The organism is Maribacter luteocoastalis (assembly GCF_048890225.1).
In the GTDB taxonomy this organism is placed as follows: domain Bacteria; phylum Bacteroidota; class Bacteroidia; order Flavobacteriales; family Flavobacteriaceae; genus Maribacter; species Maribacter luteocoastalis.
Window position 1 is genome coordinate 59,879 of the sequence record NZ_JBMFZG010000006.1, and the last position, 16,255, is coordinate 76,133.

Annotated in this window: 11 protein-coding genes; 4 read left to right on the forward strand and 7 right to left on the reverse strand. The window is 37.3% G+C overall.

What is annotated here, in order from left to right; genetic code table 11:
- Window positions 1-60 precede the first annotated feature (60 nt).
- The 3 genes from yidC to ACOCEA_RS12580 all read left to right on the forward strand — a co-directional run bounded on the left by yidC (window position 61) and on the right by ACOCEA_RS12580 (window position 4,343).
- On the forward strand, window positions 61-1,908 hold the full coding sequence (gene yidC / locus ACOCEA_RS12570) for a membrane protein insertase YidC (RefSeq protein WP_420756602.1): 1,848 nt from the start codon (window positions 61-63) through the stop codon (window positions 1,906-1,908).
- Between the two features lie 292 nt (window positions 1,909-2,200).
- Entirely contained in the window at window positions 2,201-3,391 is a 1,191-nt protein-coding gene (gene mnmA / locus ACOCEA_RS12575) for a tRNA 2-thiouridine(34) synthase MnmA (RefSeq protein ID WP_420756603.1), read from the forward strand.
- A gap of 7 nt (window positions 3,392-3,398) precedes the next feature.
- Window positions 3,399-4,343 carry an NAD(P)H-dependent flavin oxidoreductase gene (locus tag ACOCEA_RS12580; RefSeq protein ID WP_420756604.1) on the forward strand — a complete coding sequence of 315 codons (945 nt, stop codon included), beginning with the start codon at window positions 3,399-3,401 and terminating at the stop codon, window positions 4,341-4,343.
- On the opposite strand, the gene ACOCEA_RS12585 is transcribed toward ACOCEA_RS12580, so the two are convergent.
- Complete coding sequence (locus ACOCEA_RS12585; protein ID WP_420756605.1) at window positions 4,344-7,748, reverse strand: HEAT repeat domain-containing protein; 3,405 nt, start codon at window positions 7,746-7,748, stop codon at window positions 4,344-4,346.
- 218 nt (window positions 7,749-7,966) lie between these two features.
- Between ACOCEA_RS12585 and ACOCEA_RS12590 the strand changes: the two genes are divergently transcribed.
- Window positions 7,967-8,896: a 3-keto-disaccharide hydrolase gene (locus ACOCEA_RS12590; RefSeq protein WP_420756606.1), complete on the forward strand. Its 930-nt coding sequence runs from the start codon at window positions 7,967-7,969 to the stop codon at window positions 8,894-8,896.
- Window positions 8,897-8,942: 46 nt separating this feature from the next.
- On the opposite strand, the gene ACOCEA_RS12595 is transcribed toward ACOCEA_RS12590, so the two are convergent.
- From ACOCEA_RS12595 to ACOCEA_RS12620, 6 genes are all read right to left on the reverse strand, one after another.
- Window positions 8,943-9,608 carry an SCO family protein gene (locus tag ACOCEA_RS12595; RefSeq protein ID WP_420756607.1) on the reverse strand — a complete coding sequence of 222 codons (666 nt, stop codon included), beginning with the start codon at window positions 9,606-9,608 and terminating at the stop codon, window positions 8,943-8,945.
- Between the two features lie 11 nt (window positions 9,609-9,619).
- Window positions 9,620-11,350, reverse strand: coding sequence for a tetratricopeptide repeat protein (locus ACOCEA_RS12600; RefSeq protein WP_420756608.1), 1,731 nt, complete (start codon window positions 11,348-11,350; stop codon window positions 9,620-9,622).
- A gap of 35 nt (window positions 11,351-11,385) precedes the next feature.
- Complete coding sequence (locus ACOCEA_RS12605) at window positions 11,386-13,059, reverse strand: tetratricopeptide repeat protein (protein WP_420756609.1); 1,674 nt, start codon at window positions 13,057-13,059, stop codon at window positions 11,386-11,388.
- Window positions 13,060-13,064: 5 nt separating this feature from the next.
- Entirely contained in the window at window positions 13,065-14,579 is a 1,515-nt protein-coding gene (locus tag ACOCEA_RS12610; RefSeq protein WP_420756610.1) for a pyridoxal phosphate-dependent decarboxylase family protein, read from the reverse strand.
- A gap of 413 nt (window positions 14,580-14,992) precedes the next feature.
- Window positions 14,993-15,793 (reverse strand): sulfite exporter TauE/SafE family protein, encoded by an 801-nt coding sequence (locus tag ACOCEA_RS12615; protein WP_420756611.1) that lies wholly within the window; start codon window positions 15,791-15,793, stop codon window positions 14,993-14,995.
- A 47-nt stretch (window positions 15,794-15,840) separates the two neighbouring features.
- Window positions 15,841-16,254 (reverse strand): DsrE family protein, encoded by a 414-nt coding sequence (locus tag ACOCEA_RS12620; protein WP_420756612.1) that lies wholly within the window; start codon window positions 16,252-16,254, stop codon window positions 15,841-15,843.
- Between the last annotated feature and the right edge of the window lies 1 nt (window position 16,255).

Consider the following 16,255-nt stretch of genomic DNA (forward strand, 5'->3'; position numbering starts at 1 on the left):
ATTGGGCATATATTTGCTTTCTGAAAACCAAACAATTACCATACAATTAAGATATTTTAGATGGAAGAAAAGAAGTTGGATGTAAATTCTATAATCGGTTTTGTACTGATTTTTGGAATATTAATATTCATGTTTTATCAAAACAGGCCTACGCCAGAAGAACTTGAGGCAGAAAAGGCTAAACAAGAACAGATTGATGCACAGGTTGCTAAAGAAGCTATAAAAGAGGTAAAAGAGGTTGAGCCAGAACTTAACTTAAGTGATTCCACAGCTGTTGCAAATTATAAAAGTCAATTGGGGTCATTTGGGTTTACTGCCCCAACAGAAGGGACGACTACTTTAGAAAACGAAGTACTTTTTCTAAAAATAAGTAATAAAGGCGGTCAAATTGTAGAGGCAAAAATGAAAAACTTTGTCACCTATGATTCGGTTCCGGTTTACTTGGTGAAAGATGGAAATGCGTCCTTGGACATGAATTTTTCAACAACGGACAATAGGGTGTTAAGTACTTCAGATTTGTTTTTTGAGCCTTCAATGAGCAAATCAGGTGATAACCAAGTACTTTCATTAAAAGCAAAAACATCAGATAACCGATACTTGGAATATCGCTATGAAATGAAACCAGACGATTATTTGGTTGATTTCACTATACGTACCCAAGGGTTGGATAATGTTATTAATGACGGTAAACCGGTTACCTTGGATTGGAACTTAAAAGGAATTAGACATTCCAAAAGTATTCAATATGAGAACAGGTATACAAGGTTAACCTATCAGCATGAGGGTGATAAAATCAGTAAACTTTCAGAAGGTAGTGATGATGAAGAGGCTGAGGAAGCTATTTCTTGGCTATCCTACAGGCAACATTTTTTTAGTACCATCTTAGTTGCTGACGAGCCCTTCAAAAGTGGGAAATTGACTTCTACTAATTTGGTAGAAGAAGAGAGTAGAACTTTTGGGTTTACAAAGGAATATACTTCTGAACTACCAATTGAGGTTAAAGGTGGTGAAATAGCCAAAAACATGCATATGTATTTTGGACCTACCGATGTGGCAGTACTTTCTAAGTATGGTGATATGGGCTTGGTAGACTCCATTCCTTTTGGATGGGGAATCTTTGGATGGATAAATAGGTATGTGTTTACACCGTTTTATTCCTTTTTAAGTTCTTATTTCCCTTATGGTATAGCCATCGTAATTATGACCATATTAGTTCGTTTGGCAATGTCCCCGGTTACTTATAAGTCTTATCTATCTCAAGCCAAGATGAAAGTATTAAAGCCAGAAATCACAGAACTTGGTGAAAAGTATAAGGATAATGCCATGAAAAAGCAGCAAGAAACCATGAAGTTGTATGGCAAGGCAGGTGTAAGTCCCATGAGTGGCTGTGTGCCGGCTTTTCTTCAAATGCCAATTTTCTATGCATTGTTCATGTTCTTCCCAACGTCTTTTGCGTTGCGACAGAAATCATTTTTATGGGCAGATGATTTATCATCCTTTGATACGATATACCAGTTTCCGGAAGGTTTTTCAATTCCATTTTATGGAGATCATGTTAGTTTGTTTCCTATTTTGGCTTCTATTGCCATATTCTTTTATATGATGATGACTACTGGTCAGAATATGCCAACTCAACCGGGTATGCCAAACATGAAGTTCATCATGTATTTAATGCCTTTTATGATGTTGTTCTTTTTTAACAACTATGCCAGTGGATTAAGTTTATACTATTTTGTATCTAACTTAATTACCATTGGAATAATGTTGGTTATTAAAAATGTCATATTGGATAATGACAAGATACATGCACAAATCCAAGAGAATAAAAAGAAGCCTAAGAAAGAAAATAAGTTTCAACGTAAAATGCGTGAAATGATGGAACAAGCAGAATCTCAAAAGAAGAAATAATTACTCACATTACAGATTAAGTATAAAATGAAAAGCCTTTCCAAATTGGAAAGGCTTTTACCATTGATTAAGGTTTGGTTTGGTAAGTTTTGGGGATGTAAATATGTAACTAATTAAATGGTAAAAAAAAATTGAGTTGTCAAGTAGGTAAATTTGTATGCTAACCGATCTACTTATGTTGTTTGATTATACTAGTTTGCCAAATAGTTATAGTAACACCCTAATTAGTACACTTCATAAAAATCTGCTTTGAACTGTAATTTTGTATTTTTGTACCGACAAATATGTCAGTATGAAAAAAGTAGTTATTGGTCTTTCAGGTGGAGTAGATTCTAGTGTTGCAGCCTATCTTTTAAAAGAACAGGGTTACGATGTTATAGGCCTTTTTATGAAAAATTGGCATGATGATTCGGTAACTATTTCTGAGGAATGCCCATGGCTAGAGGATAGTAATGATGCATTAATTGTAGCTGAAAAATTAGGGATACCATTTCAAACGGTAGATTTGAGTGTGGAATATAAGGAACGTATTGTGGATTATATGTTCAGGGAATACGAAATGGGGCGTACGCCAAACCCTGATGTACTTTGCAATAGAGAGATTAAGTTTGATGTGTTTTTGAAAATTGCGATGCAATTGGGAGCAGATTATGTGGCTACAGGGCACTATTGCAGAAAAAGGACCATACAAAATACCGATGGGTCGGAAACTTACCAATTGTTATCTGGCAAGGATACCAATAAAGATCAGTCTTATTTTCTATGTCAGTTATCCCAAGAACAATTATCCAAAACACTATTTCCCATTGGTGAGTTGACAAAACCGGAAGTTCGTAAGATAGCTGCTGATATGAAATTGATTACCGCTGATAAAAAGGATTCCCAAGGACTTTGTTTTATTGGTAAAGTACGTTTACCTGAATTCTTACAACAAAAATTAAAGCCTAAAAAAGGTAAAATTATTGAGGTTGCGGCAACGGTATCTAAATATGAAAAACTTATACCGGTATTTGATTCTAAAAAAGAGGAATTAGCCTTTTATTCGCAAAAACCGGTATATAATGTTTCTGATGGAGTAGTGGTTGGAGAACACCAAGGAGCACATTATTTTACTAAAGGGCAACGTAAGGGGTTGCATGTAGGGGGTACCAAGGAACCTCTTTTTGTGATAGATACGGATGTAAATGAGAATATAATTTATACAGGTCAAGGTAAATCCCATCCAGGACTTTACAGACGTACTTTGTTTGTTCAGGAAAATGAAATACACTGGATAAGGGAAGACTTACGCCTTAAAGCTGATGAGAAATTAGCGGTTAAGGCTCGTATACGCTATAGGCAAGAACTCCAAAATGCTACTTTATATCAAATTGATAACGGTTTATATGTTGATTTTGAAGAAAAACAGTCTGCAATCACTGAAGGGCAGTTTGTGGCTTGGTATATAGGCGATGAGCTTATAGGTTCAGGTGTTATCAGTTAAGAAATAAATGCAAAATAAAATCACCCAACTATTTAAAATTCAATATCCTATTGTTCAAGGGGGCATGGTCTGGACCAGTGGATGGCGTTTGGCTTCTGCTGTGAGCAACGCAGGGGGATTAGGTTTATTGGGCGCAGGTAGTATGTATCCTGAAGTATTGCGTGAACATATCCAAAAATGTAAAAAAGCGACCGATAAACCTTTTGGTGTCAATGTGCCTCTACTGTACCCTGATATTGAGGAGCTTATGCAGGTAATAGTGCAAGAAGGGGTTAAAATCGTTTTTACTTCAGCAGGTAATCCTAAAACTTGGACAACATTTTTGAAGGAAAACGGAATTATAGTAGTACATGTAGTTAGTAGCTTAAAATTTGCGTTAAAGGCAGAGGAAGCTGGTGTTGATGCAGTAGTTGCCGAGGGTTTTGAAGCTGGTGGGCATAATGGGAGAGAGGAGACTACAACCTTGGTGTTAATTCCGACAGTAAAAGAGAAAATAAATATTCCACTAATTGCCGCTGGAGGTATCGCAACCGGGCAGGCCATGTTGGCAACCATGGTTTTAGGTGCCGATGGTGTTCAAGTTGGTAGTAGATTCGTCGCATCCAATGAGGCATCAAACCATTTAAATTTTAAACATGAGGTGGTTCATGCAAGTGAGGGAGCAACGGAATTGACCTTAAAGGAATTGACCCCGGTACGGCTTTTAAAGAACAAGTTTTATTATGAAATTAAGGAAGCATATACCCATAATGCCAACAAGGAAGAGTTGAAAAAATTATTAGGTAGGGGTAGGGCAAAAAAAGGCATGTTCGAAGGTGATCTCGAAGAAGGCGAACTGGAAATAGGTCAGGTAGCTGCTTTGATTCATGACATAAAGCCAACTGCCACCATAATCAAAGAAATGGTAGCAGAATATCAATTGGCCAAGAAATCGATAAAAGATATAAATTAATTAGCTATCCTTTTTCTTTAGACTTCCCAAATACTCCATTAAATCCCTTAATTCACGTCTACTAATCATTCTTCCCATTGGTGGCATTGCAGAAATGGAATTTTCCCTTTTAGCTATTCGTCGTAATGGAACTTCCATAGGTTCTGCTTCAGAAGTTCTTAATAATAAATCATGGTCACGTTCTTCAATTAGGACACCAGTCACTTTTTGTCCGTCTGTCATTGTCAAAGTTACCGATCCATAACCGGGAGCCAATCTTACACTTGGTTCTATTAATGCTTCCAATAATTTTTCACGAGAAAGTATATTGGCAATATTATCTAAAGCGGGGCCTACTTCACCTCCAGAACCATTAACAGCATGGCATCGTACACATTGGGCTGTAGGATTATTATTAAAAACAGTTCTTCCTGACCACCAGTTACCACCGTAAAGGGTTTCTTGATAGGAATCTGCAGTGTACCCGGCTTTTTTAAGCTGATCCATTTGTGTAATTAAATCGGTATCCTCAGTTGATTCAACAGATTCTATCAAGTCCAACATAATACCTTGTCCAATTTGGTTCTTGCTAGCTTTGGTTATAAGGCTAGCTAATATGGCCTTGCTTTTATCCGAAGGTAAATAACCCAAAACATTTAGCATTTCTTGTTGTTCGCCAACTGATCCTTTTTGGAATATTGGTCCCACAATAGCAGGTAGTTTTTCTTTAGGTAAATCCAGTTTTGATAACAAACTAACAGCAGATGTCCTAACCTCTTCATTTGCATCTTGCATTCCTAGAGACATTGCCATTTCCATTTTAGCAAAATTTAAATTCCCTAAAGCGGCCAACATAGCCGCCCTTACCTTTGGGTCCTTATTTTGACGAAAAATAGTATAAAGCCCATCATTATATGACTCAATACCAACTGCGCTGATTGCTTTTGATATACCAATTAATATTTCAGGGTTTTGATCCTCTAAGAAGATGGGAATTTCTTGCTGTAATTTGTTTTTCAAAATATCTCCTTCTCGGGTAATCTCTCCTCTATACCTTCCATCTACCCTGTCAAGAACGGAAGGTTGGTTCCAAGTTCCTAATGCTGCAAGTGCTTCCCCCCTTAAAATGTTAGAAACATTTTCACGTTTTGCAAAGTTGATAAGTGAGTTCAGCTCTTTTTCCGTTCCAACCCTTAACGCGGCGTTGATTGCTCTTCTTAGCAAGGGTTCCGATGTAAACCTTTCTTCGTTTAAGGTATTTGCCAGGGCAGGTAAAGCAGGCTCTATAGACCAATCATCATTTATTGCCCTAGCGGCTTCGGCAACTATATATTCATCCTTATCTTCAAGGAAAACACTAATATTGGGGTCCTGTAGTCTTCTTAAAACTAGAACTGCAGCAATACGTAAACTTTTATTTTCACTATTGGCTAATTTTAAGATAGGGGCAGTATTACCAATTCTAGATAAGGCCAATACTGCGGCATGTCTTAGATACAGGTCCTTGTCGCCATTGGAAGAAATTAAATTTAATAAGGGTTCTATAGCATTTTCATACTGTAACCTACCCAATGCCTGTGCAGCAAAAAACTTTACCCTGTCATTCTCATTGGCCAAAAGGTTCACTAAAGGTTCTGCAGCAGGTTTATATCTAACATCACCCAAAACTTTTGCTGCCTGTGCAATTATTTCAGGATCTTGATCAGTTAACAGAGCTAGTAGTGGTTCTGCCTTGTCATTACTGTCTGATGCTACTTGGCCTATGCCCCAAATGGCATGTATTCTTGCCAATTGGTTTTCCTCTTCAAGAATGGCCTTTTTTAGTGCTCTATAGCCCCAAAATGTTCTTTTTGCTAATTCAAATTGTGCTTTTTTACGAATACGCATGTCACCATAGCTCAATAACTTGATTAAATTATCGGTATCATCGTCTTTGTAATTATGCGTCATTAACCTTTCAGTTTCCAGACGCTCCTGTTCCAAATCGTTTTCATTCTCGGAAACATCCATTTTCCAAACCCTACCAAAATTTTTAGACCCCCAACCATTTATCCAATCCGCAATAAATAAGGCTCCGTCCGGTCCAAAGGCAATTCCAGTTGGCAATACACCTGTCAATATAGATTGATCAGTATTGAGCTCAAACGTTGCCCCTTTTGGTTTCAGGTCAAAAGACCATATATGTGATCGACTTGGGTCTCCTACAAATTCCACTAAAAAGAATTTGTCCAACCATTTTTTTCCTAATGCCGTACCAGGATTATAAAGCATGCCAGTAGGGCCATTGTGAAAATTTTGAATCGGAGGAATAATGTATGCGGCCTGACCTTCCCATCTAGGAATATATAGTTTCTCATCCATCCAAACGTTATATCCATTATTGTTTGGATCCGTATATTTACCATACTGCCAATTGGCCCGCCAACCAGCGTCAGAACCTTCTACGATATGTACTAAACGTTCACTCTCTCCCTTATGGTCACCATCATTGTCAGAAGATATAATATTGCCGTAAGCATCAAAAACAAATTCGTGTGTGTTTCGTAGTCCACGTGCGAAAACTTCAAAATCACTACCATCTGGATTACTTCTTACAATGACACCTTGGTTGGGATATTTATGGTTTACCCCATCTACAGTGGTGATGTTAGCGCCAATATCACCAATACCCCAATAAATTTTACCGTCGGGACCTTCAGTGGCACCGGACATGCCATGACCTCCAAAGCCAATATGTACCGCAAACCCTGTGGCAATACTTGTTTTTTCATCTAAAATTTTGTCGTCATTGGTATCTCTTAGACGGTACATGTCTGGCCCTATACCTAAAAAGACATCTTCATCACGTACCAAAAGTGCTCCGGCAACATCATTAACTTCATCATTAAAATCATTCAATATTTGAGTGGATACATCTGCAATACCATCGCCATTGGTGTCTTCCAGCATCCAAATTTCATCCTTTTCTACAGCCAAATCATGCCAATCATGTATGGAATCGTTATTTAAATCTGGAAACCAATTATTCTCCTTACTGCGCTCTGGCGCAAAGGTTTCATGTAGAAATTCCCTTCTTTCCTCAACAGATTGTAATCCAATAGATGCGGTCATCCAATCGCGATGTCCTCTAATGTCAAATTCTGAATTTTTGTTTCGATTAGATCTAGTGATGTAAACTTTGCCATTTTTATCCATATCCATCGCAATGGGGTCCGGTGCCAAGGAATCTGTTGCCCAAAGACTCAATTCCAGTCCGTCTCCAACAATGGCAGAGACATTGGCTCTAGCAGTATTTATTTTTTCGGTTACAGTAGTGCTGTCCTCAAAAATAACTACAGGTGTTTCAACGGGTTTTTTATTTTGGCAAGAAATAATCGTAATACATATAATGGTAATCGGGAGTAGGAACTTGAAAAATAATCTCATCTTGAATTGTATATTTTAGGAATCCCTAAAATTAATAAATATCGAAACCAAAGTACCAAGAATTATAATAGGATTTTTAGTGGTCTCTTACTCAAATTGTGAAATATTTATTTTTATATGCTGATTTTTGATTAAATACATGAATTTTACCATTACAAGGGTAGGGGTTAAGTGTGACTTGAACTATATTTGAAAGGATATATTAAAGCGACAGATTTATGAAATACAGATTTTTATTTTTCTCAATTCTAATTTTTAGTTATTGCACGGTAAAGGGTCAAGAAGGTCATCCTTTAGAAGGTAAATGGAATTTGACCATTACCCAAGAAGGTATGGAATTGCCAGCTTGGTTAGAGGTTAGACATTCTGGAACCAATACATTAATTGGTAGATTTACCTATGCATTTGGTAGTGCACGACCTATTGCGGAAATTAAAAAGTATGGCGATATTTTTTCTTTTGAAATACCGCCACAGTGGGAACCTGGTGCTTCGAATATGGAGTTTGAAGGTAAATTAGTAGGCGAAGGTCTTGAAGGCACTATGGTATATGCCGATGGCAAAACCTATAATTGGACAGCTACAAAATCACCTGAATTACCTTTTTATGAAAATATTAAAATGGGAAAGACCATTTCCCTGTTTAATGGTAAGAATTTAGATGGATGGGTGCTAAAACCTGATAATCAATGGTTAGTTGTTGATGGGATATTGACAAGTCCTAAATCTGGAGTAAACCTAATTTCGGAAGAAAAATTCAAGGATTTTAAACTTCATACAGAATTCCGTTACCCAGAAGGAAGTAATAGCGGTTTATATTTGAGAGGACGTTATGAGGTGCAAATAGCAGATAATATAGGATTGGAAGCAGCTTCTATATATTTTGGAGGTATTTACGGACTGCTTTCCCCAAATGAAAATGTAGCCATGAAAGCAGGGGAGTGGCAAACCTTTGACATTACCTTAATCGGTAGGCGTGTTACTATTGTCGCAAATGGTAAAACCGTTATTTCAAACCAAAATATTGATGGAATGACCGGTGGCGCATTAGATAACAATGAAGCTGAAGCTGGACCCATTATGATACAGGGCGATCATGGTCCTGTAGAGTTTAGGGTGATGGAAATTACACCTATAACCAAAGGGTAGCTTATAAAAAAAACAGTCACTGGCATTGTAGTATCCTATGACAATATCAGTGACTGTTCCTTAAAAGATTGATATCAGCAACAATACGCTCAATTTCTTCATCTTTTGTGCCGTCGTATACCCCGCGAATATGTTTATTCTTATCAATAAGGATAAAATTTGGGGTATGGATAAAGTCTTGTAGCCCACCATCACCTTGATCAACAACCGCAAAATAACTTTTACGGGCCAAATTATAAATATGCACTTTTTTACCAGTGGTGATATTCCATTTACCATCAATGGCACCATGTTTTTTGGCATATTTTTTTAGTATAGGAACACTATCCATTTCAGGAGTGACTGACATGGAAAGCAACATGACATCATTGTCATCTAAGAAGATATTCTGCAATTTTTCCATATTATTAGACATTATAGGGCATATACTAGGGCAACGCGTAAAAAAGAAATCAGTTACATAAATCTTATTTTTATAATCAGTTTGCGTGACTATTTTTCCATTCTGATTGACTAATTCAAAATCGGCAATGGTATGATCATTATTGCTATGTTGTAAGTACCGATCAACCAGTTGAGGGTTAAAATCCGTGGGCCTAAAAACGGGTAGTTCCGCGGATTTAGTAGTTGCCCTGTATCTAAAAAACAGCATTCCAATAACGAAAACCGCTGTCAGCGCATACCAATACTTTGATTTTTTATTGAATTTCATTATTCGCTTACTTAGAGGACAGAGGTATTTATATCGATATCGGCATGTTCCCAAGCTTTTTCAAATTCCTGCTTTATTACCTTGGCTTCTTCTGCCTTACCTTGCGCTTTTAAACTGTTATACAATCCCAATAAAGACCAACCATTTTGACGAAGAATTTCTAAATCTTCCTTAAATATTTTTTCTGCATCCTCATATTTATGGGCTTTCATTAATACCGCTCCTAAATTTTGTCGCGTAGGTATATGCCATGCAGCGGGTTCCGTATAGGTTAATCCATCCTCAAAAGCAACTGCTTTTTCTAGATGTTCAATTGCATTTGAAATATCACCTTTTAAGGCTGCCAATTCACCCGCTACCACTTCATAGGCTATATTGGCGGAGTGAATGGAAGCATTGTTTGCCGTTGCTATTAACGTTTCCAATTCAGGATCTTTTTTAAGTAGGGCAATTGCATCTAATTCTTCTTGCGCTTCTTTTATATTTCCCTTTCGTACAAATGCTATTCCCCTGGCATAATGCCGTATGAGGTTTAGGTGTTTAATTTTAGGATCAGGTGCCGGTATGGTTAGAATTTCGTTCCATTTACCAAATCGCGTATAAGCCAGTAATGGTGTTGAGGCAAAATCTTGAAGAAATGACATTTCTATTAATTCACCAACGGGAACTTTTTCCGCAGTCTTTTTAGCTGCATCTATGGCAATGCCACTACTACCTAACAAACTTGCCGAAGACCACAAGAAATGGATGTTATGTGGATAATACGATAAAGGGTATAACCCTTGGGAAAAACATTGGGCAATATAATCCTCATCTGCCAAAATTGCAGCTTGGTTAATTTTTACGGCATCTAAATATCTTCCTACCCTAATGTATATATGCGAGGGCATATGTACGATATGACCTGCGCCCGGCATTAAAGAGGCCAATTGATCGGCACTTGCAACTCCCAAATCGGGATAAGGCAATTCTACCATGTGTATGTAATAGTGATGTCCACCAGGGTTTTCAGGTTCTAATTCCATCGCTTTCTCAAGTGAAGCCTTTGCTCCTTTAATATTTGGAGACGGATTCCCGTCTTTATCCCAGTAATTCCAAGGAACGGTGTTCATGACCGATTGGGCATATAAAATTTGAATGTTGGCATCATTAGGGTATTGTTGTACCACTTTTTCCATTTCCTTCATGTAGGCCATATTAAGATTGGCTATGTCGGCACTTAAATTTTCGCTATATCTAGCGGACAATGCTTTTATTAATTTTTTTTCCTTAGGAGTGGCTTTGGTTGCCAAACGATTAGCCTTAGCCATTGCCTCGTTTATTTTAATCTTTCTTTCTTCAAGAGGTAAAGGATCATTTATGTTTGGTCCTAGGGCATATGCTTGTCCCCAATAGGTCATCGCAGAATTTGGGTCCAATCTTGCCGCCTCCATAAAAGAGCGGTGGCCTTCAGCATGGTTAAAGGCGTAAGATAATTTCACACCTTGATCAAAGAAGTCTTGAGCCCTTTTATTTTTAGTGCTTATTGTAAAATGGAGATTGCCAAGATTATTGAAGAGTGGAGAAATCTGTTGTGTGGTATCTACGTTGTCCAACATGAATTTTGTAGGCGTACACTTTGTTAAACTAAAGGACGCTTTTTGATAATTCTTAATCGTAGAACTACTGGTATTCTTGGTTATAAAATGAATGCCAATAAGTAATGACAATGCAACAATTACGATACCTAATTTTGTTTTCATCATGTTGGTTTTAAGTTATTCTTTTCGCCTTTTATTTAGATTGAAAATTGATCAACCCAAGCTTCGGCCTCTTTGATTTCAGGACGTTTACTGCTAGACTTTTTAATGAGTTTTAAAAGTGAATTAAAATAAAGTAATGCTTTTTCCTTATTGCCAGATTGTTTTGCTGCAACTGCTGCCCCATATATTCCATTAAATCTGTTTGGGCGTCTTTTTAGGTTTAGCTCATATACCGTTAACGCTTTGTTTGGCTGGCCTATCGCTAAATACAAATCTGCCAAAAGTTCATCTGCAGGTAAAATTTCCCCAGGTGTTACCGGATGTTTAGAAGTCTGGCTTTCCATATCTGCTGCTGCCGTCATTAGAACTATGGCTTCCCTTGCATTACCCATTTTTAGCTGTAACCATGCCTCTACTGATTTGACTTGGATAGCTACTTGATTCGCCTTATAGGCATCACCAAGTGTGATTAATTCTTTCTCTAAAGAATTTAACAATTCGAGTTCGTCTTTTGCCGAATTTAAGTCGTTCACATGAATGGCTCCCAATGCCCTTGCAAAATGTAATAATGATTTTTGCCAAGGGAAGTTCTCCCAATCCAATTCTAAATTTGGTGGTAGTTCTACTTTAGAAGCTTCTTCCCAATTCTTGTTTTCCACTGCAATACGGGCGGGAATTGCGGCTGCAGTATAGGCAATTTTAAAATTTTCAGGAAATACCTTTTCAAAAGTCTTTAGGTATTCATATTGCCTTATCGCATTGTTATTATCCCCTGTTTGTAAATAGGCATAGACCAAATAGCCCATGGCATGGATTTCCTCATTCCAATGTGCTCCTGCTTCCATGCTCTCTGAATAACAGGTAGCTGAGGAAGCTGAATTAATATTGGTATTTATAGATTCTTCCCATAGACCTAATCTCGTAAAGATATGTGAAGGCATATGCTGTGCATGGGCGGAAGCTGGCGCAATTTTGGCATAGCGTCGAGCCGTGCTTAAACCCAACTCTGCCAACTCGGGATAGTCATACGAGTGAATAATGTAATGTGCAATTCCAGGATGGTTTGGCTCTTTTTTGAAAAGGTCTTCCAATATTTTTCCTGCCTTGCGTTGTTTTGAATATGTTTTATCGGCTGGCAATGCGGATGCACGCAAAGCCAAAGCATAAAAAACGGCAACTTCAGTATCATCCTTATTTTCTAGATACATTTCTTCCATCTTTTGGGCATACCTTAATTTTCTGGTGTGGTTTTCAACCGTTTCCCAGTCCTTATAAAAAGCACCGATAGCCTCTAAATACTGTTCTGCTTTTTTGGATTTCGGCAATTTTTCGGCCACAGCCAGTAGTTTAACCCCTTTTTTTAATACTTCTGCACTTGGTGGCGCCCATAAGCCATGATAAATACTCATGGCTACGCCCCAATATGCCATGGCGCATTCTGGATCTGTATCTATAACTTGGACGAAAGCTTTTTCGGATTCGATATACTCAAAAGAATGTAACAAAGAAATTGCAAGGTTGAAAGTTTCTCTAGTTTCGTAATTGCATGTTTCCGAAAAGTTAACATCGCCAAACTGTCCATTACCGCACAATTGTAAATCTCCTCTTAGTAGATTTAAGGAACTTAAATCCGTTTTTAGTTTATTGTTTTTACAGCTAAAAAAGAAAAGTAAAACAAGTGACAGTAACCATGTGGCGTAATTTTTCATATCTACTATTTATTTGTCGTCAATTTTTGGTGAATTATTGTGCCTTCATTAATAACAATTTCTATAATCTCCTTAATATCTTGCTCTGAAGTCCTAAAGTTTACGATACAGCTTCTTAAACAGTATTTACCCTGTACAACGGCATTGGATAAAAAAACCTTGCCATCTTGTTGTAATGTATCCAATAAGGCCTCATTCAAAGTATTGAGATATATTTCCTTCTTTTCAATATTTTCCGGAAGGTTTTGGGATGGAATATATCTAAAGGTGGTGATACTCAAATTTTGGGTTATTGCTTCCAGTTCTAGATGTTCATCAGCTAAATCGAATAGTAATTTGGATAATTCAATATCCTCTGCAATCATTTTTTTATAACCATTGCTTCCAATTTGTTGTAATGCCATCCATACTTTTAGACCCCGAAACCCTCTAGAATTTTGGAGTCCATATTCATAAAAATTCAAGGATTTACCTTCCTCATTTTTACTAAAATTGTAGTATTCGGGATGTGAACTATAGGTGTTGATCAAATGTTGGGGATTTTTGACCAGTGTACAGCCTGCCTCAAGAGGTGCATAGAGCCATTTGTGGGGATCAAGAGCAATGGAATCTGCATCACCCAATCCATCAAAAAGATTCTTTAATTCGGGAAGAATGGCCGCAGGGGCACCATAGGCCCCATCAATATGAAACCAAAGGTTATTTTGTTTACATATGGATGCAATTTTCTTTAGATTATCTACAACTCCTGTACTTACATCTCCTGCGGTACCTATTACCATAAAGGGCTGATAACCCAATTTTAAGTCTTCCTTTATTGTTTTCGAAAGAACTTCATTGTCCATCTTGTTTTCCGAATCAGTAGGAATCCAACGAACAGATTTTGACCCATGGCCGAAAAGGATGGCTGCTTTTTCAACCCATGTATGTGTTGACTTTGAGCAATAAACCATCAGATTTGAATTGGTTTTTGTAAGTCCGTCATCCTTTAATTCTGGAGATGCCTTAGCAGTTCTTGCAGCCAAAAATGCTGTAAAATTGGCCATATTGCCGCCACTTACTAGAATACCACCATAACGGGGAGAAACGCCTATGAATTCTGCTAGCCACCCTATGGTTTGCTTTTCAATTTCAGTCGCCATAGGACTTAATAGCTGTGCACCGACATTTTGGTTTACGGATGCTGACAACATATCTGCAAGTATGCCAATAGGAGCAGGGGAAGAAGTGATGTAGCCCATAAATTTAGGATGCCCATTAAAAAGAGAGTGGTTAAGTAGAAGATCTGTAGATCTTGAGATGATTTCATCTGCAGAAAGGCCATTTTCTGGCATCCCTGAATTGCCCAAAAGTACTTGTAATTGTAAAGGTGATTCTCCTTTGGTAACAGGGTATTCGGTTATGCTATCCATAAAATTTGCTATGGTATCAATTAGTTGATAGCCTATTTTTCGAAAAGCCTCCTTCTCAATTTCAATGGGTGTTGCTTTACGTTTGTTCACTGCACTACTATTCTTCATACTTATATAATTGATTTGGCAATTAGGTTTTTACCTTTAAGGTTATTTTTAAAAGTAAATCGTGATATTTTCATCATTTATTGGTTGTCATTGATTATGGCTTCAATACTGCTATAGTTTATTGCGTTCCAAGGTAACTTCATCGCCATTGGGATGTGCATCCAAAATCATATTCTTGATGGCAATTTGGTTGGATGATTTTCTTTTTTGTTGCCAAAATTCTATTTTTTATGGGGTATTTGGTAATTAATAGAAAGTTGCATTTTATTTTGATCAATGGATTTACAGCACTAATGCTTTTTAGGGGATATAACAAAAACAAGTTACCCATAAATATCTATTAATTAAAAACTTACATTTTTAAAGAGGGCTAAATCACTATAAATTGAATTATTATGTAAATGTTAAAGACCTCAGTAAAAAATCTCTTTATATAAAATGCCAACGGATATGATCAATACCATACACCCAAAATATTTTTTAAGATGTTCACCTTTAATATAGTTAGATATATAAATCCCTAAGCATATGCCTAAGGTTGAGATTAGGGTAAAACCCAACAGAAAACGCCAGTTTATCACCAAATTTCCAATGTCCCCAGTAAAACCTATCAATGATTTTATGGAAATAATAAACAAAGAAGTAGCTACTGCTTTCTTCATCGGTATTTTCATAAATAGCACCAGTGTCGGAATAATCAAAAAGCCCCCACCTATGCCAACGATACCAGTGAGTAAACCGATAGTTAGGCCTGCAACTATAATAATTGGATAATTAAGGCGATACGTATTATGACCATTAATGGGCAACCTTTTTTTCAAAATCATAGATAGCGATGAAAGTAGCATGATGATGGCAAACAGGACCATAATGCCGGTATCTCTGGTAACCACAAATTCTTTTATAGTAACTATCTCAATAGGGATTATCGGTATTAGGTATTTACGGACAATATATACCGCAATGAATGCTGGGACACTAAAGACAATGGCTATCCTATAATCTACCAACCCCTTTTTCCAATTGCTTAATACACCTATCGTGGAAGAAGTGCCTACAACAAATAAGGAGTATGCAGTAGTTGTTATGGGGCTGATTTGAAATATGTATGTGAGAATGGGGATTGTTATAATTGAACCCCCACTTCCCATCAAACCTAAAACCAGACCAACGGACAATGCCCCCATATATCCGAAAATCTCTATGGTTTCCATAATTTGTACTTTAAAAAATTACTTCCTATTATTTGATACTTCGGGGGTTATTGCCCTTCTTTAATATAGCCCCAACCTTGCCCCTGTTTTTGGATAATCTCTAAAATACCATCAGGAACAGTCCTGACTCCGGTAATCAACTGAGAATCATCAATTTCATGACGATTCAAGGATGCTTGGCAAACCACAAAATCTACATTTTCATTTTTGGCAAGATCTTCCATATCTTCAGAAACAATTGAATTACCTTTCACTACCATACCATACGCACCGCTATATATGACTATCTCGAACTTAGAATCTGGATAGGCCTGGGCCATCATTTTTACATGTCGCATTGCCGATTCGTGAACCTGGGTGTTGCTACTAGCTACATCAAAAACGATTTTGACCGGTTTTTCTTGGGCAAGGACCATTATGCTGAAAAAGCACATCACTGCTAAATTTACTATTGTTTTCATA